Annotated in this window: 24 protein-coding genes; 8 read left to right on the plus strand and 16 right to left on the minus strand. The window is 44.6% G+C overall.

Going from position 1 to position 25537, the window contains the following annotated elements; genetic code table 11:
* Positions 1–2: 2 nt before the first annotated feature.
* Together ABD744_RS08065 and ABD744_RS08070 are read right to left on the minus strand one after the other, a co-directional pair.
* A complete protein-coding gene (locus ABD744_RS08065; protein WP_344797256.1) occupies positions 3–1850 on the minus strand; it encodes a flagellinolysin in 1848 nt (615 codons plus the stop codon).
* Between the two features lie 94 nt (positions 1851–1944).
* Complete coding sequence (locus tag ABD744_RS08070; RefSeq protein ID WP_344797258.1) at positions 1945–2460, minus strand: hypothetical protein; 516 nt, start codon at positions 2458–2460, stop codon at positions 1945–1947.
* 250 nt (positions 2461–2710) lie between these two features.
* Between ABD744_RS08070 and ABD744_RS08075 the strand changes: the two genes are divergently transcribed.
* Both ABD744_RS08075 and ABD744_RS08080 read left to right on the plus strand, forming a co-directional pair.
* Positions 2711–2986, plus strand: coding sequence for a YiaA/YiaB family inner membrane protein (locus tag ABD744_RS08075; RefSeq protein WP_344797260.1), 276 nt, complete (start codon positions 2711–2713; stop codon positions 2984–2986).
* 67 nt (positions 2987–3053) lie between these two features.
* The gene (locus ABD744_RS08080; protein WP_344797262.1) at positions 3054–3734 is read left to right on the plus strand and encodes a PspA/IM30 family protein; all 681 of its coding nucleotides are present in this window, start codon (positions 3054–3056) and stop codon (positions 3732–3734) included.
* Positions 3735–3814: 80 nt separating this feature from the next.
* Here ABD744_RS08080 and eat read toward each other — a convergent pair whose 3' ends face one another.
* The 3 genes from eat to ABD744_RS08095 all read right to left on the minus strand — a co-directional run bounded on the left by eat (position 3815) and on the right by ABD744_RS08095 (position 7650).
* Positions 3815–5275: an ethanolamine permease gene (eat, locus tag ABD744_RS08085; protein ID WP_344797264.1), complete on the minus strand. Its 1461-nt coding sequence runs from the start codon at positions 5273–5275 to the stop codon at positions 3815–3817.
* Positions 5276–5345: 70 nt separating this feature from the next.
* On the minus strand, positions 5346–6239 hold the full coding sequence (gene eutC, locus ABD744_RS08090) for an ethanolamine ammonia-lyase subunit EutC (protein WP_344797266.1): 894 nt from the start codon (positions 6237–6239) through the stop codon (positions 5346–5348).
* Complete coding sequence (locus tag ABD744_RS08095) at positions 6232–7650, minus strand: ethanolamine ammonia-lyase subunit EutB (RefSeq protein ID WP_344797268.1); 1419 nt, start codon at positions 7648–7650, stop codon at positions 6232–6234. Before ABD744_RS08095 ends, eutC begins: the two co-directional genes overlap by 8 nt.
* Before the next feature lie 247 nt (positions 7651–7897).
* Between ABD744_RS08095 and ABD744_RS08100 the strand changes: the two genes are divergently transcribed.
* A complete protein-coding gene (locus tag ABD744_RS08100; RefSeq protein WP_344797270.1) occupies positions 7898–8878 on the plus strand; it encodes a helix-turn-helix domain-containing protein in 981 nt (326 codons plus the stop codon).
* Positions 8879–8941: 63 nt separating this feature from the next.
* Positions 8942–9754, plus strand: coding sequence for a gamma-glutamyl-gamma-aminobutyrate hydrolase family protein (locus ABD744_RS08105; protein ID WP_344797272.1), 813 nt, complete (start codon positions 8942–8944; stop codon positions 9752–9754).
* 342 nt (positions 9755–10096) lie between these two features.
* Here the strand turns inward: ABD744_RS08105 and ABD744_RS08110 are convergent, their stop codons facing one another.
* Together ABD744_RS08110 and ABD744_RS08115 are read right to left on the minus strand one after the other, a co-directional pair.
* A complete protein-coding gene (locus ABD744_RS08110; protein WP_344797274.1) occupies positions 10097–11683 on the minus strand; it encodes a PepSY domain-containing protein in 1587 nt (528 codons plus the stop codon).
* Positions 11684–11692: 9 nt separating this feature from the next.
* On the minus strand, positions 11693–13861 hold the full coding sequence (locus ABD744_RS08115) for a TonB-dependent receptor (protein WP_344797276.1): 2169 nt from the start codon (positions 13859–13861) through the stop codon (positions 11693–11695).
* 662 nt (positions 13862–14523) lie between these two features.
* Between ABD744_RS08115 and ABD744_RS08120 the strand changes: the two genes are divergently transcribed.
* On the plus strand, positions 14524–15690 hold the full coding sequence (locus ABD744_RS08120; protein WP_344797278.1) for a M20/M25/M40 family metallo-hydrolase: 1167 nt from the start codon (positions 14524–14526) through the stop codon (positions 15688–15690).
* Positions 15691–15706: 16 nt separating this feature from the next.
* Here the strand turns inward: ABD744_RS08120 and ABD744_RS08125 are convergent, their stop codons facing one another.
* The 7 genes from ABD744_RS08125 to ABD744_RS08155 form a co-directional block, all read right to left on the minus strand.
* The gene (locus ABD744_RS08125) at positions 15707–16111 is read right to left on the minus strand and encodes an acyl-CoA thioesterase (RefSeq protein WP_344797280.1); all 405 of its coding nucleotides are present in this window, start codon (positions 16109–16111) and stop codon (positions 15707–15709) included.
* A 117-nt stretch (positions 16112–16228) separates the two neighbouring features.
* Complete coding sequence (locus ABD744_RS08130) at positions 16229–16987, minus strand: heme ABC transporter ATP-binding protein (RefSeq protein WP_344797282.1); 759 nt, start codon at positions 16985–16987, stop codon at positions 16229–16231.
* Between the two features lie 46 nt (positions 16988–17033).
* Entirely contained in the window at positions 17034–18068 is a 1035-nt protein-coding gene (locus tag ABD744_RS08135; protein ID WP_344797284.1) for a FecCD family ABC transporter permease, read from the minus strand.
* Positions 18068–18919: a heme/hemin ABC transporter substrate-binding protein gene (locus ABD744_RS08140; protein ID WP_344797286.1), complete on the minus strand. Its 852-nt coding sequence runs from the start codon at positions 18917–18919 to the stop codon at positions 18068–18070. Before ABD744_RS08140 ends, ABD744_RS08135 begins: the two co-directional genes overlap by 1 nt.
* Positions 18920–18967: 48 nt before the next feature.
* Positions 18968–19381 (minus strand): biopolymer transporter ExbD, encoded by a 414-nt coding sequence (locus ABD744_RS08145; protein WP_344797288.1) that lies wholly within the window; start codon positions 19379–19381, stop codon positions 18968–18970.
* A complete protein-coding gene (locus ABD744_RS08150) occupies positions 19378–20067 on the minus strand; it encodes a MotA/TolQ/ExbB proton channel family protein (protein ID WP_344797290.1) in 690 nt (229 codons plus the stop codon). The genes ABD744_RS08145 and ABD744_RS08150 overlap by 4 nt, the downstream gene beginning before the upstream one ends.
* Positions 20068–20092: 25 nt before the next feature.
* The gene (locus ABD744_RS08155; protein WP_344797292.1) at positions 20093–20932 is read right to left on the minus strand and encodes an energy transducer TonB; all 840 of its coding nucleotides are present in this window, start codon (positions 20930–20932) and stop codon (positions 20093–20095) included.
* A gap of 103 nt (positions 20933–21035) precedes the next feature.
* Here ABD744_RS08155 and ABD744_RS08160 point away from each other — a divergent pair, with 103 nt between their 5' ends.
* The 3 genes from ABD744_RS08160 to ABD744_RS08170 all read left to right on the plus strand — a co-directional run bounded on the left by ABD744_RS08160 (position 21036) and on the right by ABD744_RS08170 (position 24140).
* The gene (locus ABD744_RS08160; protein WP_344797294.1) at positions 21036–23141 is read left to right on the plus strand and encodes a TonB-dependent hemoglobin/transferrin/lactoferrin family receptor; all 2106 of its coding nucleotides are present in this window, start codon (positions 21036–21038) and stop codon (positions 23139–23141) included.
* A gap of 70 nt (positions 23142–23211) precedes the next feature.
* Positions 23212–23589, plus strand: coding sequence for a heme utilization cystosolic carrier protein HutX (gene hutX / locus ABD744_RS08165; protein ID WP_344797296.1), 378 nt, complete (start codon positions 23212–23214; stop codon positions 23587–23589).
* A 26-nt stretch (positions 23590–23615) separates the two neighbouring features.
* A complete protein-coding gene (locus ABD744_RS08170; RefSeq protein WP_344797298.1) occupies positions 23616–24140 on the plus strand; it encodes a HugZ family pyridoxamine 5'-phosphate oxidase in 525 nt (174 codons plus the stop codon).
* A 140-nt stretch (positions 24141–24280) separates the two neighbouring features.
* On the opposite strand, the gene ABD744_RS08175 is transcribed toward ABD744_RS08170, so the two are convergent.
* Both ABD744_RS08175 and ABD744_RS08180 read right to left on the minus strand, forming a co-directional pair.
* Positions 24281–24580, minus strand: a complete 300-nt coding sequence (locus ABD744_RS08175) for a hypothetical protein (protein WP_344797300.1) — start codon at positions 24578–24580, stop codon at positions 24281–24283.
* Between the two features lie 97 nt (positions 24581–24677).
* Complete coding sequence (locus tag ABD744_RS08180; RefSeq protein WP_344797302.1) at positions 24678–25427, minus strand: substrate-binding periplasmic protein; 750 nt, start codon at positions 25425–25427, stop codon at positions 24678–24680.
* Positions 25428–25537 lie beyond the last annotated feature (110 nt).

Here is a 25537-nt window from a genome sequence, read left to right on the forward strand (position 1 = left end):
AGCTACTGTAACAATTGCAGCACCTGCTGAGGGCGGCTATTGGCCTGCACCAAAACGCTTAACCCAGCCTGCCTCAGTACCTCCAGTCTTGCCAGCTCAGCGGCTTCAGCCGCATAATCAGCATCCTGAATTCTTGATAATGCAGAACTTAACGCTTCACGTTGAATCATCAAGTTATCAATAATAGATTCCAATCGACTAAATGCGGCCCCAACAAAGGCTCTAGTTAAAGAAAGCCTTTCCAAAGCTGAATCCATCAACGTTATTGCGCCTTCAGCATCTTCTGAAATATCCACATCACTGATTCCCAACGCTTCTGAAGTGGCACCAAACAAAGGAATTTCGATAGAGTCATTTGAGCTGGCACCAAACTGAATCCGGATATGCCTGAATGCTAAGTCTTCGAAGTCGGATGCGTCTTCAGGTACTTCACTCGACTCAACTATAAAATCGGATGGCCAGTCTTCTTCCCATTTCTCAAGAGGGTCACTATTGTAAGCCAAGGGGTCAAGAACTGCGTCCTCAGCAGAAATGGTCTCATTTGCAGGGCTCACATCTGAGCCTTGAATAGAACCTGTATCGGTATTAGCCAAGTTAATCCGCTCATCAAGATAATCTGCACCGGAGGCTCTATAGGCTGCCAGAAAAGTCGCCTCATCGGTAAATGCACCGCCTGTAAACCCAGCACCTGAAACATAAGCGGATAAGCCACCTAAGTTTGTTGCTACGTTGGTGATAGCTTGATCCATCGTTATCGAAGACGGGTCTGTTTCCAATTCCGACATTACATCAATGATGCCATTCCCTCCTGCGGCTCGTATAGCATCATGTAAATACCGGGTTGCTATCGTAGCTGAAGAGTACTCCGCACTCGAACCACCCCATGCTTCTGGTGTTCCTGGCGCAGTAAATGCCTGCTGTACCAAGGCGGTGCTACTGCCCGCCGCAGCTAAATCAATTGATATTCTTTCATCAGCTCCATGAATAAATTCGGCTGCGCCCTCTTTAAACCAGGTATTGATGGTCGCAAAGTTAGTACTGACAGCCATCACCGCATGCACCATCTCATGGGCAATAATCCGGTCATTATAAATCGGCGCTGAGCCTCCATTCGGTAAATTTGGTGGGGTAAAATCCGCCATATCCACCACTAACTCTACGGAACCACTCACTGCAGGCCCTGTTGCACCATACAGTGCACGAACAAAAGCCGCTGTTCCCCCTGCGCCGTCACTGTCCGGGTCTCCTGCAGTGGCTAATTTAATTGTAAGGTTTTGATCGTTACCCTCAAGGCCATAATATTGTCGTATCAAAGCTTCGGAAGACTCAAGCCACCCTTCTGTTAATCCTTGCATCACAGCTAACTGATCTTCATCATCAATCAAAGATACAACTTTAGGGCCATCAACTTCGGCCGTAACCAGCTGTGTGTTGTCATTCAATAAACCGATCCCATTGAATGATGTATTTCGGGCAACTTGATCAATATTATTGATTAACTCGTAAACCTCAGCTTGCAAAGCAAGCCGGTCTATATCATTTAACGTCCCGTTATTGGCCTGAATGGCCAAATCACGAATTCTTTTAACGTCGCTGGTGATGGACTCAAGTCCTCCATCCATCGTTTGAAGTAACGAAATGCCATCACTCGCATTTTTGATACTTTGGGTTTTTTCCCGAATGCCAGCTTCAAACCTGACAGACATGGTTAAGCCAGCAGCATTGTCTTTTGCACTGTTAATTCTTAACCCGGAAGATAAGCGTTGATAGACCACGGAAATCCCACGCTCAGTTTCATCTAACAGACGTTGAGCTCTGAGCGAGGCAATGTTGGTGTTGATAATTAGCAAAGAAAATCCCTTTTACTGCCATTTATCCAAAGAACACATAAAACCTAAAAGTATGCATAACTTATCGACAGCAACAGAGAATCCTTAACAAAAATTAATCTCCTGCAGCAAGGGATCTATAGGCAGATTTCAACAGGGCCTTGCTATAAACCAAGTGAAAACCAGATAAGGCGTGAAAAAAGAATCCGAATGAAGCTTCTTTTCCACTGCTTCCGCTTGGTACAACAACAGACCCAAAGTATAGGCGAGTTTTAGTTTCGGTATCGTTACTCAGATCCTCCGTCATTAACCAAGAACGTGTCTTCGACATATAGTCACACATCAAGATCTGATTGGCTGCTCGACCTTCCACAGACCAAGCCGCAAATTGATCTCTGGTGGCAACTGCAAGTTCTCTTGCTTCCTCATCCGTTGAAGGTCTACGAGCAAACCAGGAAAGAAGGTGCCGCTCTGCCTTAAAAAGCCGAGTGGTATAAAAGGCCTCTATGTATTGCTCAAATGTCACGTTACGAGGCACATCAATGTAAAAGCAATCCGTATAACCGCCCTTCTCTTGGTATGGCTTTGATAAAGCGATATCGGGTAGGTCTGTTGATTGAATACCAGTCATATTTACAGTTACCACTCAAGTCCATGAATTCAGATTCCAAGCCACCAACTATATTCCTACTCTCTCATATTTGCACTTCGTTCGTTGCAGCAACACGAAAGATCAGAACCTCATCGCAGTATCAAAAGCCAATACTCAAAGTGCTTCAATAAGCGCCTTGCAAGAGCAGAATTGTTTCCACAACAGTCAAAAACTACATTCTGCACATCAACTAAAAAACAACCGCCCGAAAAAAGTAAAGGAAAACGTCATGATGATTGATGAAGTACAAAGTAACAGTCAAAGCTGGTTATTTTTCGTGAAAGTCTCTTTTGCCATTTCTTTAATAGCGATGGCAGCTGGCATCGTAATCCTTCCTGCCGACCTGATGGTCAAAGGCTATCTCGCCATCTCTGCCTTATTCGTAGTGAGCTCGACGATTACCATGTCGAAGACACTGAGAGATAACCACGAAAGCCAAAGACTGATTAATAAATTATCTGAGGCCAAAACACAGCAGATTATTAAAGAATATTCAGACAGCTAAGCAAACATATGAATTAAGCACCGACACATAAATTGCCCATTTGAGAGCGATATCAGGAGTGGTAAAAATGAATACAATGAGAAAAATCTATACGGCCATAAGAGGTTCAGCAAGGGAAAATGCCGAATCCGTGATTGACGCCAATGCCATTCGTATTTTTGAGCAGGAAATTTTGGATGCTGAACAAGCCATCATGCAGTCAAAACAAAAACTTGCCTATATCATGGCGGAACGAGTACAGCTAGAGCGTGCCAGCCAGCAGCTCAGCGAACAAATCAAATCGAGAGAATCACAGACAGCCAAGGCGTTAAAAATTAATGATGAGCCATTAGCCAATGAACTGGCAGAAGACATTCTCAACAAAGAACACGAAAAAAGCGCGCAATGGACAGCCATCAAGAATTTAACCAGCCGAGAACAAGCGCTCTCACAAAAGATTCAGCAATCGGCACAACAAGTGCTGACTTTCCGAAGGGAGTTGGGCATCGCTAAAGCCAATGCATATGCTCAATCTGCTTCATCCCAAGTCGGCCCGCAGACGAGTGCACTTGAAACAAATTTATCTGATTTAAAAATATCTCTACAGAGAATCCAACAGAAACAACAGCATTTAGATGATACTACCAACGCATTAAATTCAATTGAGAAGGCAATTGGAGAAAGCTCTCTTGACCAAAAAGTAGAACAAGCAGGGTTAGGAGCAAGACAGGCAGAGATTCAGTCTGTTCTGGAACGAGTGAGAGAATAGCAATCAATTTTTTTCTTTATAAAAAAGCAGCGCAAACGCGCTGCTGAAGTTCATATAAAAAGTTGATAAAAGTTCAAACTCTAGCCAGCAATGACTTTAGCCGTACCGGTAGCCGCTTGCCCTTCATTTTCGTCTCCGGCTGAGTACAAATCACTTTCAGCCGCCGCCAGCATTTCAAACTCTTCTTGTGCAGACTTTGCCACCAAGTGGTTCTTGCTATAGAAGAAATAATAAAGCGCACCCACAACATACAGAACAATCGTGTAGTTAAAAGCTCTAGGGTCAAACGCATACACACCCGTCAGTGCGACTACCGATAGAATTAAAGCAATACCAGAAGTAACCACTCCACCCGGGGTTTTATACGGGCGAGGCATACCTGGTTGTTTGATTCTCAATAAAATGTGACTCAGAGCCATCAGCGCGTATGAAATGGTTGCACCCACAACGGCCATAGCCAACATTAAATCCCCTTCACCGCTTAGTGATGCGATAAAACCAAATACACCAGGAATGATCAACGCCCAGGTTGGGGCTTTACGCTTACTGGTCAGAGATAAGAACTTAGGCAAATAACCGCCACGAGACAAAGCAAACACCAAACGGCTGTAGCCATAAATGATGGAGAAGAAAGACGCAATCAATCCCGCCAGCCCCAGTACATTTACAATCGTAGCCAGACTTTCATTTCCGCTCAGTTTCAATGCATCAACCAATGGAACCGCACTCTTACCAATTACTTCTGCACCAGCTGAACCGGCCAGCAAAAACACCACCAATAGTGCCGTCACCAGTAAGAAAACCATGGCGCCAATAATGCCTTTTGGAACATCTTTTCCAGGGTCTTTAGCCTCTTCTGCCGCCAAAGGAACGCCTTCTACAGCAAGAAATAACCACATAGCAAACGGCAAAGCAGCCCAGACGCCGTACCAACCAAACGGCATTATTTCAGACGCTCCGGCAGCATCTGTCACTGCAATATCGAATAGATTTGAGGCATCAAAGTTACCCCATAAAGACACCGCTGTCGCAATGATGGCAAATATCGCAAGAGCAGTAATTACCATCATCACCTTCAAAGCCTCACCAGCGCCTAATAGGTGAACAATAATAAACACCGCGTAAAAAGCGGCATAGACCATGGGGCCGTTTATACCGAGAAGTTCTTCCACAGCAGAACCAATGAATATCACAATGGCAGCCGGAGCCAGCGCATACTCAATTAAAATCGCCAACCCTGTCAGATAGCCTCCGGCCGGCCCCATCACTTGACGGGCAAAACTATAACCACCACCTGAAGCAGGAATTGCCGCCGACATCTCAGCCAACGAGAGTACTAATGTAAAGTACATTAATGCCATCAAACCTGCGGCGATAGCAAAACCACCCCAGCCGGCCTCAGCAATCCCAAAATTCCATCCCGCAAAATCTCCAGAGATCACATACGAAACCCCAAGACCCGCCAATAATAGCCAGCCCGCACTGCCCTTTTTCAACTGCCTTTTGGCAAGATAATCCTGATCCAATGTTTTTGTAGACATAGATACACCTTTCGTTAGTTAGTAAACAAAATATAAAAATTTAGAAATGAGTTTTTAACCGGGCGTCAAATCAACTGGTTAAGAAGTTTCCGCCATCATGACTTGCTTCAATGCTTGTTTCTTCGGAACGCTCTTTTAACTGAACGCCTGTCAGTTTTCGACGTTTTGATTCTTGTAATAAATACATTAATTTATGGGCCGCATGATCATGAGGAAGTCCGGCTTCTCTCACGTTTGAAATGCAGTTTCGATAGGCGTCAGTCAAGCCAACTTTTGGAGCCCAGGTTAAATACAACCCCAGGCTATCAGGAGAACTCAGACCAGGTCGTTCTCCGACCATAACAAGTACGACGTTAGCACCCAGCAACTCCCCAACCTCATCACCGACAGCCACTCGTCCTTGTTTCACTACCGTTAATGGTGCTATACGCCATTTTGAGCCAGTATCGCTGTCCAGCACTGCATTCAACTTGTCAATAAAAGGAGCAGCATTCACTTGAACGGCAAGGGATGAAAGCCCGTCTACCACCACTATGGCTAAGTCATAACGTCCTTGTTCACCTTTTTTCATACGCTTTTTTACGGCTTCCAAAGCGCTCACTGAATCATTATTTAATCGCCGTCCCAAATCAGGCCTTTGCAGGTAGGTAGCACGGTCAATGGCTTGGCTTTGCAAGATCAACGGCGTTGCTAGAGACTGAGGCAAACTCATTTGGTCGAGCTCCATTTGAAGTTGCTCAACGGACAAAGGCAGGTGTACCGCATCTTGAGCTTGAGCATGAGCCAATTGAAATTTGAGTAAATGTTGCGTAGGAATGCTCACGCCAGCCCGACCTAAACCAATACGAGCATCGGTGAACGCCCTCAATTGATCCCACGGATTTTCAACCACACCAGTACTCAGTTGCTTTGCCTTTTGAGCATCAGATATCAGTTTGATTTTGGATGAGGACGAATTAGTCATGGTTGCTCCCTCCGACAACATTTAACAATGGTTTTCGAAAGGAATTCGGCACTGCAGAATTTAATGTAAAACTGTCCACTTCATTAAAGATCGCCATCTCTGCCAACCAACGTTCAAATTCAGGTGCAGGTTTTAAATCCAGCGCTCGTCTTAAATACAAAGCATCGTGGAACGACGTGGTTTGGTAGTTCAACATGATATCGTCTGAGCCTGGAATCCCCATAATAAAAGTACAGCCCGCCACACCTAACAGAGTTAACAAATTATCCATATCATTCTGATCTGCCTCTGCGTGATTGGTGTAACAAACATCGCAGCCCATTGGCAGTCCCAGCAACTTACCACAGAAGTGATCTTCCAAACCGGCACGGGTAATCTCTTTACCATCATAGAGATACTCAGGACCGATAAAACCAACCACGGTATTGACTAATAACGGATTAAATTTACGTGCAATGGCGTATGCCCGTGTTTCGCACGTTTGCTGGTCCAGTCCATGATGCGCATTGGCAGAAAGTGCGCTTCCCTGTCCCGTTTCGAAGTACATCACATTACTTCCAACGGTTCCTCGATTAAGCGATAAAGCTGCGTCTTCAGCCTCAGCCAAAGTATCAAGGCTAAAACCAAAACTGTGGTTGGTGGCTTCTGTCCCCCCGATGGACTGAAACACGAGGTCCACCGGCGCGCCTTTATTGATGGCCTCAATGGTATTGGTTACATGAGTCAACACGCACGATTGAGTGGGTATCTGGTATTTTTGAATTACCTCATCCATCAACTTCATTAATTTTATGGATTGAGTCACATTGTCTGTTGCCGGGTTAATACCAATCACTGCATCACCATTGCCGTAAAGAAGGCCATCCAGAATACTCGCGGCGATTCCTGTCACATCATCGGTTGGGTGATTAGGTTGCAGTCGGGTTGAAAACCGACCTTTCAGGCCGATGGTATTTCGAAATGCCGTCGTAACCTCACATTTCTTAGCCACCAGCATTAAATCCTGATTTCGCATCAGTTTACTGACAGCAGCTGCCATTTCCGGAGTAATGCCAGGTCTCAACCGAATCAGTTCAGCGGTGGAAGCTTCGTCACTTAGCAGCCAGTTTCTGAAATCCCCTACGGTTAAATGCGAAATGGCCTGAAAAGCATCGTTGCAGTGCTCGTCCATTATCAACCGAGTAACTTCATCAACCTCGTAAGGTACGAGCGCTTCATTTAGAAATGCCTTAAGTGGCAGCTCAGCCAAGGTTAATTGGGCAACCGCTCTTTCTTCCGCAGTTTCAGCAATCACACCCGCTAACCGATCACCCGAACGCGCCGGTGTGGCCTTTGCCATCAGCTCAGCCAGGTTTTTGAAACCGTAAACTTTTTGACCTAACTGATATTTGTATTTGTAAGTGGCATTCATACATCGAATTCCTTAAGTCTCTTCGCAGCCAATTCCCTTCTGACTTTGACAGTTGAACACGAGTTTATTAAATCCGTAAGTCATGCTGAATAAATTCTAGTTTAGGAACAGCTTTTGCTCGTTACTAAGGTAACAATTAAAAAACTTACAAGTTATCGAATATTGGCAAATCGGAAAAATCTTTATTGAACAACCATTTAGTCAAGATTCATAACCTAAAGTCTATGACAAAAGGCAGTACCGAAGGATGATATTAAGTCAGCACAAGACTTCAATCGCACCAAATAAGTGCAAAATTAAAACATTTGAGGCAAACGACGCCGACGAACACGCACATAACTTAACCGACTGGCAGCAAGAATATGATCAAACCAGCGCCGGTGGGTTTTATGGCAGCATCAGGGAACTTGCTTTAAAAGACTTACAAGTGTTTAAAGAACAGACCAGTAAAGCACTAAACCAATCTTGTAAGGTTTGGCCGAATAGTATTTGGTTAGGCATTCCCGAGTTCTCTGAACAGGAAAGCCGCATTAATGGCCTGCCTGTTAATGAAAACACGATTATGAGCAGACCGGGCAATTGTGAATTCGAACTCGTGACCCCGGAAAACTTCAATATCTTTGGCATCGTTGTTGGTCAGGCGCAGCTACAAACCATGGCAAACATACAGTGTATCGAATTAAATTGGACTGAGTTAACCGACCACGGAAGGTTCGATGTGCCTGAATCAACACTCACCTCCATTCGTTTTGTATTAAACCGTTTACTGTCTTTATCATCTGAACAAACACCGGAACGTTTGAAAAAAGACATTTTGATGATGGCGTTATTGGAGGTACTCCAAAAAGAAGTGCCTAATCAGTCTATGACACCCAGTTACGGCCACAGGAAGCAAGTCGTAGATACAGTAAAAACACACATTGCACAAAACATCGAAGAACCACTGACCATCACTGATTTATGTGAAATTGCGAATGTCAGCCGAAGAACGCTTCAATACAGTTTTGAATCCATCATGGGCATCAGCCCTCTTCAGTTTTTAAGAATGAATCGATTAAACGGTGTCAGGCGAGTTCTCTACCATTCATCTCAGACTCTGCCCATATCAGACATTGCCTCACAATGGGGGTTCTGGCATCTAAGCCAATTTTCAAAAGACTACAAACAATTATTTGGCGAGCTTCCATCGGAAACAAGACAACGATCAAAACATTTAAAGCTACAGTAATATTCAAGCGTTTTAATAACAGGCTATTCTCATAATAGCTAAGCCCATTTAAAGGAGCAGCGAATGGATCAACCGCCTTTGATTGGCATCACATCCGACCATGTAATCCAAACGTCCCACTCGTACTACTCAGCGGGCGAGCGATACATTAATGCCATCACTCAAGGTGTAAAAGGGATTCCGGTAATTATCCCGGCAGTACACGAGCAGTCAACATTATTAAACCAGTTAGATGGCTTATTAATCACCGGAGCATACTCTAACCTCAACCCAGAGTATTACCAACAGGCAGATCAAGATGTTAACGGCCTGAAAGATCCCTCTCGGGACGCCTTTAACTTGTCCGTCATTCCCAAAGCCATTGACTTGGGTGTACCTATTCTCGGGATATGCCGAGGTATTCAAGAAATGAACGTTGCACTGGGCGGGACACTTCATCAAAAGGTGCATGAGCAACCCGGATTAAACGATCACAGAGAAGACAGAAGTCAACCTATGGATGTTCAATATGGCCCTTCTCATTCAGTGATCATTCAACAAGGCGGTATTCTTAGTTCAATCGTAAAACAGCATCATGAAATATTAAATGCCAGCACTCTATTTAACAGTTCCAATCAACAACTGACGGTCAACAGCGTCCACGGTCAAGGAATCAATACGCTGGGCGATCATTTAAAAATTGAAGCGTTGGCAGAAGATGGATTGGTTGAAGCAATCAGTGTCATCAGCCACCCTTTTGCTTTGGCTGTACAATGGCACCCCGAATGGCAGTTTCTAGAAAATCCTTTTTCTATCTTGATGTTTCGGGAATTTCAAAATGCTTGCGTGTCTTATAAACAAGCAAAGATGCTCAAAAAACAAACAGCTTGCCGGTAACATCACCGACGGCCTGTTTCATCCACGCCATTGACGAAATGCCATCTTTCGAAAAATCACCTATATTTATTACCTATAATTAAGAGTATCTAAATTACTAAGACCACCAGAGTGGATATTAATGCACTTCCATGTCTCTCATGCTTACATTTTGTTCATCCAACTAAAGGGCTCATTCCAAGCGGCGTCAGCTTCGGTCAGGCGTTCGATGGTTTCAAACCCAACCTTTCTCTGGATGAAGTTACAACGCATGAGCAAATGATAACCATGCTGACCTTGAAGCGATCTACGAGCGATTGTCGGACGGCTCGATCCGTAAAATCGAGCAGTCCTATCTAAATGCTAACTGACTGCAAGCCCTTTGCTGGTTTCTTTTTCCCGAAGTCGGCTTCTGCGTTTCAATGCCATTAAAACGCCCATGAAGGTTAAACACAGAGTCATGACAGACACGGTTACAACCAACACATCCCGGTTGAATCGCCCCATCACCGGAATTAAGAAATTCCACTTATGAAGTGTCGAAAAAGCCCACCGCTCCGGTCGATCTAACCAGTGTGTCTGATCAACCAAAATGCCGGTCGTTGGATCGATAAATAACACCGATTTATCTTCATTACCTAACGCGATTTTCCATACCGGCAGACGTTTATTTCTGAAATCATAGTCCGGTCCAAAATGCGTTACCCGGTCGACTGAAATGACTGAGTCAGATGTTTCACCCGAAAATTGAAGAGCAAGCTCCACCGCTCGTCTCCGATCTTCGCCTCTATCACCAACTTTCATTTGCGAACCCACATCAAAATATAATGAAGTATACTCAGTGGAACGCCCCTGGTATTTCTTCTCAAGCTTTTGCTGATCATTCATTCCTTGCTCAGGAAGCTGATTCGCAACGGACACTCGATATTTCAGAGTTTCTGAATCTAACTGCACCAACGAAATGGCATTAATCGGTAATCCAGACAGTGAGTCATTAAAACCTTGCGAGTCTGGAACTTGATCTAACAAAGCTGAATCAACTTCAAGGGGCTTTGCCAGACGCATTCCTGCTGCCGATTCAACATAAGCCATTTGAACCAAGTGGTATGCACCTGTGACCGACCAGGCAAACAGCGGCACGACCACCACATAAGACAAACGCCTATGCCAACGTCGTTCACCCTGCTTAATTTTGCGTGATTTAATCAGCATAATAAGAAACAAGCCACTGATTGACATACCCGTCAGACACAACATCGCCAGAAAAACACCCGCAACTCTCAGATTGTCTTGAGCATCAAAGATATTGAACGTGTGTAAGACCTGAAATACCCATTGAATGAATGATTTGGTTTCATTGGTCAAACTCGCTAACGCCATAGTTTCGGTATGGACATAAGCTGTTAACTTGTCATCACCCTGAAACGTAACCACATACACAGGTAATAACCGATTTACCCATGGGTAACCTTCATCAAACTCCGTCTTCTTCTCTATGTTGACAATGTCACCTTGAGATCGCCCTGTGTAATGACTTGCCAACCAACGCGCCTGGGCTTCATCTTGCAAATCCACTCTCTGCTGAGTGTCCAAATCGAAATACTGACGAATCGGGTTCGTCTCTGGAGCATTTTCACCCGTGATAGTTAATTGAAGCAAAGGGGCATTGGCCGACGGTACCACCTTAGCAACCCTTAATTCCTTACCATGCATCCATTGCGAATTTTCTGTTTTAACAATGATATTTGAGATAGCTTCCAATGACTGAGAACTCAGGCTTTCGCTCTCAAATACAGGCGGCTTAAACGCCACCTGCTTTGGTCCAAACCAGGACATTAAAGGATGGCAAATCCCGGAAATCACCCAAATTGCAACAAAGGCTGCACTCCACCAAAGCAGCTGGTTATGGAGCTTAAGCTGGCTCTTACGAAGGTTTTTAGACTGTTTCATAAATCACACCTAGAGCACATTTACTTTGATGCCAAAGACACCCGTCATCGGGTTGCCTGGGCGATAACTGATTTCAGAAACACCCACCTGATTCGAGGTATACGTTGAATAACGACGATCAGTCACATTCATCACTCTGGCAAAGAAGGATACGTCGTCCGAATAGTCGTAATTGGCTCTCAAATTAAACAAGTTATGACCATCGTATTCTGAGGTATTGGTTTCGTCTGTGTAATAACTGCCAAGATGCTCCCACTCAGCCTCGAACGAAGCTTTTGGTAAAAATTCAGGATAATAATTCAGTGTCACATTACCGATGGTTTTAGGTGCTCTAGGAAGGTCAAACCCTTCAAAGTTTCGGGTTTCCTGAACGAAACTACTGCATACAGGAGGCCTACAACGGTAGATGTATTCAAAGTCCTTATACTCTTGTTTTGTGTATGTAAACGCCAGCGCATAAGTCACCTCATCCGTCACGTCACCCCGTAAAGATAATTCAACGCCTTTATGCGAAGTTTCACCTGCGTTGGTGGTCTTACGATCACTTTCATCAATGTAAGAGACGATGTCATCTTTCACCGTCATGGTGTAAATCGCCAATTCATATTGATGTGAACCAACCAGCTGGCCCCTAAGTCCTAACTCAAAGCTGTCACTTTTGACTGGTTCAAGTTCCGTCGACTCCTGAGATGATCCGGGGCGAAACAATTGACCCACAGATGGCGCCCTGAAGGCATGACGATAATTAAAATAGGCCGCATGTTTCGGATGGAAGTTAAACAAAATGCCGGCTTTAGGGCTGAACTCATCAAACTCGATGGATTGAGAGTCCGGTCTTAAATGACGATTATCAACGGCTTGATTCGATAAATGATCCTCATAATCCACTTCAAAATAGTCATAACGTAGGCCTGCATCCAAACGAACTTTAGGCAACACTTGCCACTCAGTATGGAAATAAGGGGAAACCGATAACTGATCCGCATCGTAATCATAGTGCAGCACACCCGTCTCACTGTAGTCGGTATAAATATCCCCTTCTTGTGTCAATGTAATGTCTTTCTCTTCGTATTTCGAAGGTGTGTAGTCCACATCCATTCCAACGATGAACTTTCCTTTTCCTGACCACACGTTCTGACGCAACTTGGACATCAAGCCATAGGATTGAAACTCCGTCTTACGAATGTTCGGATCATAAGTAATCATCCAGCTCGGCATCATTTCCGTATCGTTGTCACGGAAATACGGGATAAAGGAAATTAAGCGGTCTTCATTCGGCTGAAAAGTAAATTCATTAGATAAACGGAGCGCATTCACATCACGATAACCGATGTCCCCGTGATAACGGTTCTTCTTCGGGTTGTGACGGTAATCATGCGATTCAAGACTGGAAACGCCACTCTGATCCACTTCGGTATAGCTCAGAATGGTTTTACTGTTCCAAAGGTTATTTAACTGGCTGTCGAAACGTAATGTGGTTGAAAGCCGGGAATAGTCAGCTTCCTGCCGGTAGCCTGAGTTATCAGTAACGTTCACATCAGCACGAAAGCCCGAGTCTTCACTGACTTTGTCTCCAACCGTCGCTAGCATACGCTTCCAACCGTAAGATCCTGCTTCAACCTGTGCTGAGGCTTCTGGTTGCTCCGGACTTGGCTTAGTTATCGAGTTGATGATGCCACCAATGGCATCACTGCCGTATAACGCCGAACCCGGCCCTTTGGTTACCTCAACACGATTACTTTGAGGCATATTCACTTCGTATAAGCCGTTGTGATTAAAGAAACCCGTAGGACGTGTAGGAATGCCGTCTTCCAGAAACAAATACACGCCACTGGTAGTAATCGGCTGGCGTATGGAAGTCATGTGCCCTTCACCACTGAGGTTATTGATATGAACACCAGCACTGCGATTCACTAATTCAGATGGGTGCGATGGAGCAATATAATCAATATCCACTGAATCATAGGTAGTAACCGAATCCGTAATTTCAGATTTGGTTTGTTCTTCACGAGTACCGGTCACAACAATTTCGCCAAGAACAATCGTATTCGTTTCTGAAGCCAAAGCACCGGATGCCGATACATGGGATGAAAGAAACAATGAAGAAACGAAAGAACCCACTACAATGGGAGAAACAGCTAACGCCAGCGGCGATAACTTTGAGAATCGGATTTCCATATGTATGCCCTGATTACCAAATAGTCTTGTTATCGCTTCATCCATAACTTGTCAGATGCAAGAAATAAAACAAAGCTTATATTTTTGGCGGCATTCTAGAGAGAAAAAATAAGAGTGAAAATGCGACTAATTGTCGCACCTAATCGACGAATATCTTTTTTTAGTTATCCATCTAAACTAAGAATTCTGCCCAAAGAGTGATGATAATCCTTTGATTTAAAATAAAAATTCGCCTTCAGAAGAATCTCGTCTTAGACTCATTAACAACACTAATAATCTGAAACCTCTTGGATTTGAGCAAACCGGTTATGCGATCTATATCAATAAAAGGTACATTTTTTCTGTTTCTTAAGTGCTTTTTCACTCTTATCTTATTAATAACTTTGGTGGTTTTAATTAATACCCTTCGGTTTAATTCATCTTTTCAACCTGCTCCCATTCAAAAACAATCAAAAGAAATTGTCAGTTCGTTCTCAAATAACGAAAAACAGTCAATCACCCAAAGACTGTCCCAATCCATCCAATTCAAAACCCTATCAGACACGAGCTCGGAGCACCCATATTCATCTGAATTCACTGCTTTCAACCAATTCTTAAAATCTGAATTTTCAACCGTCTTTCAACACCTGGAAGTTAAAACATTTAACCAGCATTCCATCCTGTTGAAATGGGCAGGCTCAAATTCAAAACTGAACCCCGTATTATTTTTAGCACATACCGATGTAGTCCCCGCACAAGCTAATAACACCCAAAAATGGGTTTACCCTCCGTTCAGTGGCACCATCGCAAAAGGATACATTTGGGGCAGAGGCTCATTAGATAACAAAGTCGGTGTACTCGGACAATTAGAAGCCATTAATCAGCTACTGGCACAAAAATTTCAGCCTGAAAGAACCCTGTATTTTGCCTTTGGCCACGATGAAGAAAGCGGTGGAAAACTCGGCGCGATGGCGATTGCAAACCACTTTCGCAAACAGAACATTCGTTTTGAGTTTTTAGTGGATGAAGGAATGATGATCACTAAAAATCTGGTTCCGAACATACCTCACCGCGTCGCTTTAATCGGGCCAGGCGAGAAAGGCTACCTAAGTCTGAAATTGAGCGTCGACAGCCAGGGAGGTCATTCATCCAAGCCTCCGATGCTAACGGCATCCGGCCGCATTGCCCGCGCAGTGGACAAAGTTCAGAGCGAACCCTTTAAGATCAATCTTAAATACAGCGCCGAATTCATTCGCCACCTGGGTGATGACGCCCCTATGTTACAAAGAATGGTCATGGCCAATCCATGGTTATTCCAACCAGTGGCTTCAAGTCTGGTGCCTCAGGTGCCTGAACTGTTGGCCACATTAAGAACCACCACCGCCCCCACCATATTAAAGGGAAGCACTAAAGATAACGTGCTTGCGACGGAAGCCAGTGCAGTCATTAATTTTCGGATTTTACCCAGCGACTCGATTGATTTCGTAATAAATGAAACCCGAAGAAAAATAAACGATCCCGAGGTCACTATCCAAGTTTATGGCACACCCAGTGAACCCTCAAAGATCAGTTCGACCCAAGCTTCTGGCTTCCAGATAATTCGTCAGAGTATTTTAGAGGTGATCAATGAAGAACCCATTACGATTGCACCCATGCTGGTCATTGCAGCGACCGACGCAAGGCATTATCAGAACTTAACCGAACAAAGCTACCGTTTTTCTCCTTATACCATTACCCCAGAAACCAAAGATGGGTTTCATGGCATCAACGAACGAATCTCCGTTGAAAGTTATATAGAAGCGGTACATATTTATCAGCAATTAATTATAAACAGCAGCTTGCCATTTTAAAGCACCTACCAACCCATCAGCTCAGAGCTTTTCTTAGTTCATCCGGCACATTGGTAGGCCGCTTAGTTTCCTCTGAAACACAAACGTAAGTAATGTCCGCCGAGAATGCTTCTGTCTGAGGCAGTATATTTCCCTCCACTTTCAAACAGAAAGAATGGACACCCACAACCCCCACACTCACTTTCAAATAGAGTTCATCATCCCAAGTGACAGGATGAAGAAACTCTTGCGAAAAGGCTCGCACGGGCGGTAATACACCCAAATCTTTCAACCGTTTAATACAGGCTCCGCCAAGCCACTGGCCTAACGCTTCGTGGGTTGCCTCCAATGCAAAATGCGAAAACCTGGGTGTGTAAACGATGCCTTCCGGGTCGCAGTCGCCAAACAATACTTTGCGCTTTATGAAAACAGGCTCAGCCATAATATCCACTCTCTAATGAATCTCTTTTTTTGAGTAAAGCACATCTTATTGAAAAGCTGAGTGAATAACTGAGTCAAAAGTCCAATACTGAACGTTAACAAGAAAACCTGAAAATATTTACAACAACATGCGTTTACCATCATCTGAAACCACCACCTGAGGTACGTACCCCCAGACACGGTTCACTTGAGGTGCATTCAAAACCATATCCGGTGGCCCTGAATCAATTACTTGGCCCTCATCCAGTAACCAACATGTATCGCTGTAACGCAATGCGTGATTCAGGTCATGTAAAATGGCTATGACGCCCCAATTACGATCATGAGATAAAGATTGAGCCAAAGATAACATTTGATGCTGTTGACCCAGGTCTTGGGCCGAGGTTGGTTCATCCAGAAGTAACAGTGGAGACAGTTCAGCCTGCGACAGCTGCACCAACACACGCGCTAAGTGTACACGTTGCCGCTCGCCTCCTGACAATCCTGAGTACGGCCTTTTTTGAAAATGCACGGTATCAGTCGCTTTCATCGCCTCCAGCACCAACTGACGCCCTTCAGCTTTACTGGCCTTTAAGGGAATGAGGCCAAGCGATACCACTTCTTCAACAGAAAATGGAAATTCCAACTGACTGACTTGCGGTAACACGCCTAAATGCTTGGCTAACGAGAGGTTTTTCCATTGTTTCATTGGCTTTCGATGTAAAGATATTTCGCCTTTAAACAACACTTCCCCACCGATTGCCTTAAACATGGTGGACTTACCCGCACCGTTTGCTCCTAATAACGAGACAAACTCACCCTCGGCACAGTCCAAAGAATGAATGTCCAGCAACTGCTTACCAGACACGGAGTAACAAAGATTCTTAATGCTTAACATAGTTTATTCACTTAATGGCGTTCACTTGATTACAAATAGGTGACCGTTAAATCAGGCTCTTACGACGCTGAAACAGAAGAACCATAAAAAATGGCGCACCCAGCCCGGCTGTAACCAAGCCAACAGGCATTTCAGATGGCGCCATCCAGGTACGAGCCCCCATATCGGCCAACAACAGCAACCCACCACCTATTAAACCGGATAGCGGCAATAAAACCCGGTGATCAGGCCCGACTAACATTCGCACCAAATGTGGTACAACCAATCCCACGAAACCGATGATGCCCGACACAGAAACCGCTATCCCCACACCTACAGCCGTTAGTACTATGGCTTGCCGTTTAAACGTTTCAACGTCAATACCAAGGTGCCGAGCTTCAGACTCGCCTAACAGTAATGCATTAAGCGCATTGGCCTTTCGCTGAAAAAAAGTTCCGATCACAACCACCGTAATCAAAACCAAAATCAAGTCCGTTGCAGATGCAGCGGCAAAAGACCCCATTTGCCAGAGGCTTAGATCCCGCAATGCTGTATCACTCGCCAAATAAGTAAGTAAACCGATCATTGCTGTAGAAAAAGCCGTTATAGCTACGCCGGCCAATAACAAAACCACAACAGACGTGCCTGAACCGGAGCGGGCCAAACTATAAACGAACAGCGTCGTCAACAAACCACCAACAAAAGCAGCCAAAGGAGTCGCCACGCCTTGAACGGCCACGGGCAACAGCACAATTGCGATGGCGGCACCTAAAGCGGCTCCGGAAGAAACTCCGATAATGCCTGGGTCAGCCAAAGGGTTTCTGAACATGCCCTGCATTACTGCACCGCATTGCGCTAATATAGCACCCACCATCAACGCCAATAACGTTCTTGGTAATCTTAAATCCCAAACGACTGCGTACTCATACTCTTGTAAAGAACTCAAGCCGCTCCCCCAAACACCATCCCATACGGCCACCAAACTGGGAAAAACAGGTAAGTCCATTGGCCCGGTTGTGATTGACAATGCAACCAAAAGCACAAGACCTATCACCAACGGTGGGGTTAAAACTTCTGTGGCCCAGCGTTTTACAACCACCACTATTTACTCAACTCACCGGTTAGACGAACCGCTTCATCCATCGCAGATAAGGAAATACCTGAAACCAAGGATCTTGCATCGACATATAGGATTTTTGACTGCTTTCCGGCCGGAGTATGAGACAAAACCGGATGTTGTTTGAGCAAGTCATTCGGCGCGTAGTCACTCTCACTGGCAACCAGAATAACGTCAGGTTGCATGGACAAAAGCGCTTCAGGCGCAACCGCTCTGTAGTTCTTAAACTCCGCAAGGTTCTTGCCATTGAGCAACTTAATCAAGGCGTCTCCGGTTGTTCCCTCACCGGCTTGTTGCATTCCACGTCCTTGAAGATAAAGTAAAAAAACAATTTTTGACTGGTTCTGATGTTGAGTAATTTCAGTTAACGTTTTATTTAACAACTCGCTTCGCTGATTAACCTGGTTCACTAAAGTATTTGGCGATAAAGCCAGGGCGCTGGCAATGCCTTCAATATTCTCAATCAAACCTGCCGGTGTCTTAGCGGAAGGCAATAACAAAAACGAAGTATTGGCCCGCTTCAACGCAGTGATCGCCTCTTTCGGGCCAATGTGTTCACTACCAAATACATTCGAGGGTCTTAAACTCATCAACCCTTCAGCAGATAAGTTTCGGTGATAACCAACCACTTCAGGAGTGAAAGGCTTAGGCACCTTGCTGGTCACATCGACACCCACCAGGTTAGCCCCTTGACCTAACGCTAACAGTATTTCAGTGGCCCCTGCGTCCGTACTCACAATTCTTGGCGGTTCAATGGCATTAGCTACCATCGACATTAAGCTTGTAATTAACACCAACAAAATCCAATAAGGTTTTTGGAAAGCAATAAACTTCATAACATTCTCACAAGTCGTTTTCATTAACAGGTTTAGCTTCAATTAACTTTATTCAGACTGGCTCATCACAATCTGAACGTTTTCCATAGCTTGAGCGTTCAACAAGGACATCACTTTGACTAAATTTTCTGCATCCGCTTGTTTATCGGTGGCAATAGAAATGCGCTGCCCGGACGATATCTTGCTTAATAAACTCGTTTCAAAAGAACGCCAGGATGTATAGGTAACCTCGTCTATTGCCCAGATCGGTGATTGCTGCTGAATGGTAATTACCAAAGAGTCTGGTTCTGCCAAAGACACTGCACTTTGCTCAACGGCCTCTGGTATGTTCACCGGCAATTTCAACAAAGGCGCATTGGCCGTAATCAACAGGAAAACAATGATAATAAAGACAATATCAATGAGGGGGGTAAGCTCCAACGCTGGAGGTTCTTGCCCGGTATTCAAGGTGCTTTTGATCATGCTATTGAACCTTGTAAGCCTTCATTGCCTGTATTTAAATTGGCACCACCTGCACCATCAGAAGTTCCCTTTTTTAAATCACAAGAACAATCATTTACATTAATATCAATACCTTGAAGCATGAAGTTAAACTTATTCATCACATATTCGGTATCGGCAATAAGATTATCTGTCCACATCAAATAGCCATAAGCACCAGCAAGCGCAGGCAACGCAATCAATAGTCCGGCTGCAGTGGTATGCATGGCCAGCCCCAAACCTTCTGCCAGCATCGATGGCTCAATTGCGCCTGTAACTATGGCTAAATCATCAAACACCTGAATGAGCCCCAACACCGTTCCGAGCAGCCCCAATAGCGGAGCCAGAATTGCGATCACCTGTAAGAAACGAATGCCAGAATTCAAAGAGCGACGACGTTGTTGCAACCAAATTTCAGCTATCTCTTCTCTAACCGCTTTATTCTCGGATTGGTGCAACATCAGCAAATTCAAACCTCGGACTTTCAGTCCAGCCATTTTTTTATTCGGCCAAAATAAGGCGTCTTGATTGAGCCGGGCTCTGCGAAGAGAAAACCAACTAAGAACGACTAACTTCTCGAAAACAATCACACAAACGACCATTGATAAGAGCATCAACGGGACAGACAAAGGGCCTAAATGCTGTTGCACAAAACTGAAATCAAACATATTGAGTTACCAGATGATTTAAAACTTAATTCAATGAAAATTCGACAGGTATTCGTACCCGAGAAGCAATGGTGTATGAACCCGATCGTCTGGGTAAAAAGTCCCACTGGCTAACCGCCTTAACCGCTGCATGGTCAAGGCTGTCCACGCCGGAACTGTCGAATACCTCCAAACGTGTTTGCTTTCCATTGCGGTCAAGCCAAACATCCAACCAGACAACACCCTCTTGTCCTCGTTTACGCGCCAACCGGGGGTAATTGGGTGGCTGTGGCGGTGCTTTAAAACGTGGATCAGAGACAATTTCATCGTGAACACCCTCGCCCTTTTCATGCTGTATGGCCGATTTTGCCAAACTGACGTTCTCGGCTTGAGGGTCAATAACAGCATCCTCGTCCTCCGAAGACTGATGAAGTACTTCCTCAGGCGGCTCTTCATGCCTAATCATTTTTTCAGTCGAATCACTTTTAACAACCTTTTTAGCAATCTTTAAAGGTTGCTGAGCTTCGAGTCGGTTAGGCTCTTTGACGTTCGAGGTCTTTACCACATCAAGCCCAGGCAATGAATCAGGCTCAACAGATTTGAGAACTTCCTTGTTCAAAGCCGAAGCCTTTTCATGCTGCACGGCGGCTTGTTCCATTTCTTTTTTCGCCGGCATCAATTTTTCTGTCGGTCTGGCTTTTTCTGTCATTCTGGACTGTTCGTTCGCAACAAACGAAAAGGAAACAGACAGAGTTTGGCTGCCCTGACTTGCTGAAATGGCATCGTCTTGTTCAATTACTTGGTACTTCGAGTACGCCCAACCATGCACAATTAATGCGCAGGCGAAGCAAGCCACACGAAGAATAACCCCTTTAAACCGCTTCAAAACCAACCCCAATTTGTGATTTCAAATTTATAATTGCGAATGCTAATGATAAACATTATCATTCGCAACTCTTTTAAAGTAACCCATTCAGTTGGAATAAATTATGTCTAAAGCATTAACCGCGCTGGCAGTTGGTAGTCTCAGTTCTTTATTGATTACCCAAACAGCTGTAGCCAACCAAAATCCCGTACACGAGAAGAATCAAAACGTTAAGGGTGTTACCGAGTTCAAAAAGGTAATGGTTAAAGCGACAAGAGTTGAGCAGGACTCAGACGAAGTGAACCGCTCTGTGGCAATCGTAAATAAAGAAAAACTTGAAGAAACTCAGGCAAATTCCGTGGCAGAGGTCGCATCCTATCAGGCAAATATCTCTGTTGCCGGAGGAGCTGTCCCCGGCAACCATAAAATTAATATCCGAGGCCTGGAAGGTGATAAAGTCTTGCAAGTGATAGATGGTGCCAGAAGTAACACCAACTTCTCTCACCGCCCTTCCTTCTTCCTTGATCCTGAGCTGCTCCAATCCTTTGAAATCATGAAAGGACCTTCCAGCAGTCTTTGGGGTTCTGGGGCCATCGGCGGGGTTGTTGTTCAAAATACGATTGAAGCAAACGATATCATTCAGGAGGGAAATAACTCAGGCGGGTTTATTAAGCAAGGTTATCAAGACAATGGCGATGCCTGGACAACAACCGGGTCATACGCAACCAAGTACAAGGATTTTGATGCCCTAGTTGCCGGAACCTATAAGAACAGTGACGGCATGGATCAAGGTAATGGCGACACCTTGTACGGAACGGAAGCAATTAATAAAACCTTGTTAACCAAATTGGGTTGGAATCTGGATAAGCATCAGCGATTAGCGGTTCAATACCGACACTCAGACCTGAACGGCCACCCGCCTACAGTCGGCTCATCGGACAATCAGGAAAATTCGTCGGATGCGCTTATTGACCGATTAGTAAAAGACACCAATGTTGCCATCGACTACACACATCAAGGTTCATCAGACCTTCTGAACCTGAACGCTAAACTGTATGTAAATAATACCAACAACAAAGAAATAAACACCTTTGATGGCACGGATAAAAGTGATGTAAAAACGCTGGGAATGAACCTTTTTAATCAGTTCAACTTTGGCAACACAAAGGTTTTGCTCGGTTTAGATGGTTATCAGGATACGATCGAAGTTTCGCGCGCGGTGGACTCGAACTCTGCAACCGGGAACCGACCAGAACCACCAACCAAAGCAGAAACCAAAGTATGGGGTTCTTTCACTAAAATTACCCACGATATCAATACTCAATGGCAAGTCGAAGCGGGCGTGCGTTTCGACAGCTTTGATACAAAATCAAAAGACACGGGTACCAGCGAAGATGAAACCGCCCTCTCCCCTTCGGCGGCTGTGCGCTGGAAAACCACCGACTGGATGAGCTGGACTTTACGTTACGACGAAGCCTTCAGAGCACCATCCTCTTACGAACTGTATATTGAGGGAACACACTTTAACTATGGCAATCCAGGTTGGGACAACACATTTATTCCCAACCCAGACCTGAAGCCTGAAAAAGCCCAGAACATTGAACTCACCCTGGACTTAGCATTCAACAACCTTTTAGGAAAGGATTCACTGGCACTACAGGCAACGGCATTCCAAAACGATGTGGAAGATTTCATCTACCTTGATGTTCAAACAAATCCAGATTTTGGCCCTCCTCCCGCTTGTAAATGCGTAACAGGTACATCCACGCATATTAATGCCACAGACGCAGAACTCTGGGGTTACGAAATTATGGCTGATTACCAAAACGGGCCCTTTTCGGCATCTCTGAGTTATGGCCAAACACGAGGCACTCATGAAACCACACTGGGCGCCAATACAACGGAAGATCACCTTGATAACATCCCGGCGGATAAATGGGTTGCGGACATTAGCTACGGTTTCTGGAACATTGATACCAAATTGGGTCTTCGTATTATGGATGTGGAAAAGCAAAACCGCATTGAATTTGAAGAAGGATCACCACAGTCTTACGACGGTTACACTTTGACGGATATTTACGCCACATGGGAACCCTCTGCTGCCAAACTTGACGGTATTAAAGTAGACTTCGTATTAGCAAATGCCTTTGATCAAAACTACCGCCAAGCCTGGTCTGAAGTTTCAGAGCCCGGACGTGCGGCTCGTATTTCAGCGAAATACAGTTTCTGATACTCACTATCAGCTTATGTTCACTACCGGCTTCTGCATTCAGAAGCCTCAACACGTACACGGGACTCACATGACTATACCTGGCGAACAATCACTTTCTCTTCTTCAGGAAATCGCAGACTGGGGTAATACCACCACCATCATTCTTCATGGCGGCTGTGTATTCGAGTTTAAGGGAGACTTCCCAAAAGGGTCGCTCGCAGAAGGCTTTTACAACCTCAAGGGAAAGAAGGGTTTTGAAGGCCATTTAAACCTTTCCAAAGTTAAGAATATTCGCTTTCAAGACAAACAACATCGCGGAAAACAAAGTTATGCGCTGGTATTTAACGATCAGGACGACACCTGCATTTTCAAAATTTTTGTAGGCCGAACCTCGAAAGGCGAACTCATAGAACATCAGGTTAAACGCTTTAAAGAATTACAGGCTGAATACTCTCAACCTCAATAATCAGCCATATTTACAGGATACGACACATGAAAAACAAAGGCCTCGAACAAAGATTGAGCGACGAGATTTTAACATTCTTGGACAGTCGCCGAACTTTACACCTTTCAAGTCTGGATGAGGATGGCCACCCTTACGCCTCCTATGCCCCATTTGCTTTGGGTACTGAATGTATCTATGTCTTACTCAGCGACATCGCGGTACATGGCAGAAATTTAAAGCAGAACTCAAAAGCTGCGGTTTTAATCGTAGAAGACGAATCACAGGCAGCCACAATATTTGCAAGAATACGGGTAAACTACCAGGTATCTGCCCAGCATTTACAGATCGATTCGGAAGAATACAAAACGGGCATTCATCAATTATTCAAAAAACACGGAGACCGAATTCATAACCTGGCAGAACTGAGTGACTTTAACTTATTCAAACTGACGCCATTGGGAGGTCGCTATGTTAAAGACTTTGGACGCGCTTTTTCAATCGCGGGTAACACTTTAACCGGCGAAAGCATTGATCGCTTACGCGACGGCCACAAACCAAGAGTTTCGGCGTAAGCCTCATAATAAATTGCCTGAATCGAGATGCAGTGTTTGAGACGCGTCTCTTTGGGTTGCTCCAATGGAAGTTGTGTGAGGCCGCTAACTTTATAGAGTCCTCACACAATGGCCTTACCCAAAAATCGAACGATTCCAATTTACCCCATTCGTTCAATTCCTGTCACCACAGGTTGCCCATCACCCAATGGCTCATATAGCTCGATCATCACAACAAAGGGCTGAGGTTTCGGTATGACCAGTGAAGCTTCACAGATAAAGCGATAGTGAAGACCATCGACAATTTGAGTGGCAAACTCCAACGGTAGATATTGAACACCCGCCAAACCAATAGTCGCCCTGTCAAAAACTGCTTTAACCTCTGATGTAACGGGTTTCCACTCCGACCAGCCAACAATGGAGAATCCGTTATTAGCTGCTAGGTTGGCCTTCATATTCATAAAATCTTCCCTTTAATTGAAATTGATATAAACAAATTTACACCATTCAATTCTGGCCTAATGCCCCAAAAAAGGTATTACGTTTAATTACAGCCAGTTACGGGTTTCGTTCTTTAAGATAGGTTTTAAGTTCTGAATTGAAAGCAGCAAGAAGAGCCTCACTGTTCGGCCAGTTTTTTGAAAACGCAATGTGATAACTTCGCCGTTCACCTACAGGCTGGTTGATCACATCAATCATATCGAACTCAGGTGCATGCTGTTGAATCAGATATTGGCATACTGAAATTTCACATATTGAAAGATCTATAAAGCCCGCTTTCAACCGTCTTAGATGACGTAACTCCAGTGTTTCTCCAGTCAGGTAAGTTACTTTTTTAAACTGATTTCTTTTCAGTGCAGCCATGAATACCTGAGGGTACGAATAGCCCTTACTTACCCCGATTGTATAAGGTGAAAGATCCGCCATTACCTGCCACTGAATATCCCTGTCTGCTCGTTTGAAAAACATATCCTGCACGTAAGATATGGGATCTGAAAAGTAAAGATACTGCTCTCGTTCAGGGCTTTTTGTGAGACTGTATATGGCCGCTACCCGCCCCAACTGAGTGTATTTTTGCGCTCGGACCCAAGGGATCAGCTTGATGTCTGCCTGATAACCCATGCGTTTTAGCACCTGACGAACTACCCGGGTATCACTTCCGACAACTTCTCCATTAAGTTCATATTCAAACGGAGGGAATGTTTCAGTAACGATAGGTATGGACTTACTTAAAGAGTCAGTGTCCGCATTTACAGAATGAAAACAACAAAGCATCACCCCTATAATTAATACTGCTCGAAAGTACATCGATTAAAACTCCAGCCACCGATAACTTAAATTGTAGTAGAAACCCATATATAAGCATCGACAGTCAATACAAGCCCCCTCCTGACTCAGAAAAACTCGAGCAACCGTTC

Origin of the sequence: Litoribacillus peritrichatus, from assembly GCF_039537985.1 — a bacterium.
In the GTDB taxonomy this organism is placed as follows: domain Bacteria; phylum Pseudomonadota; class Gammaproteobacteria; order Pseudomonadales; family Litoribrevibacteraceae; genus Litoribacillus; species Litoribacillus peritrichatus.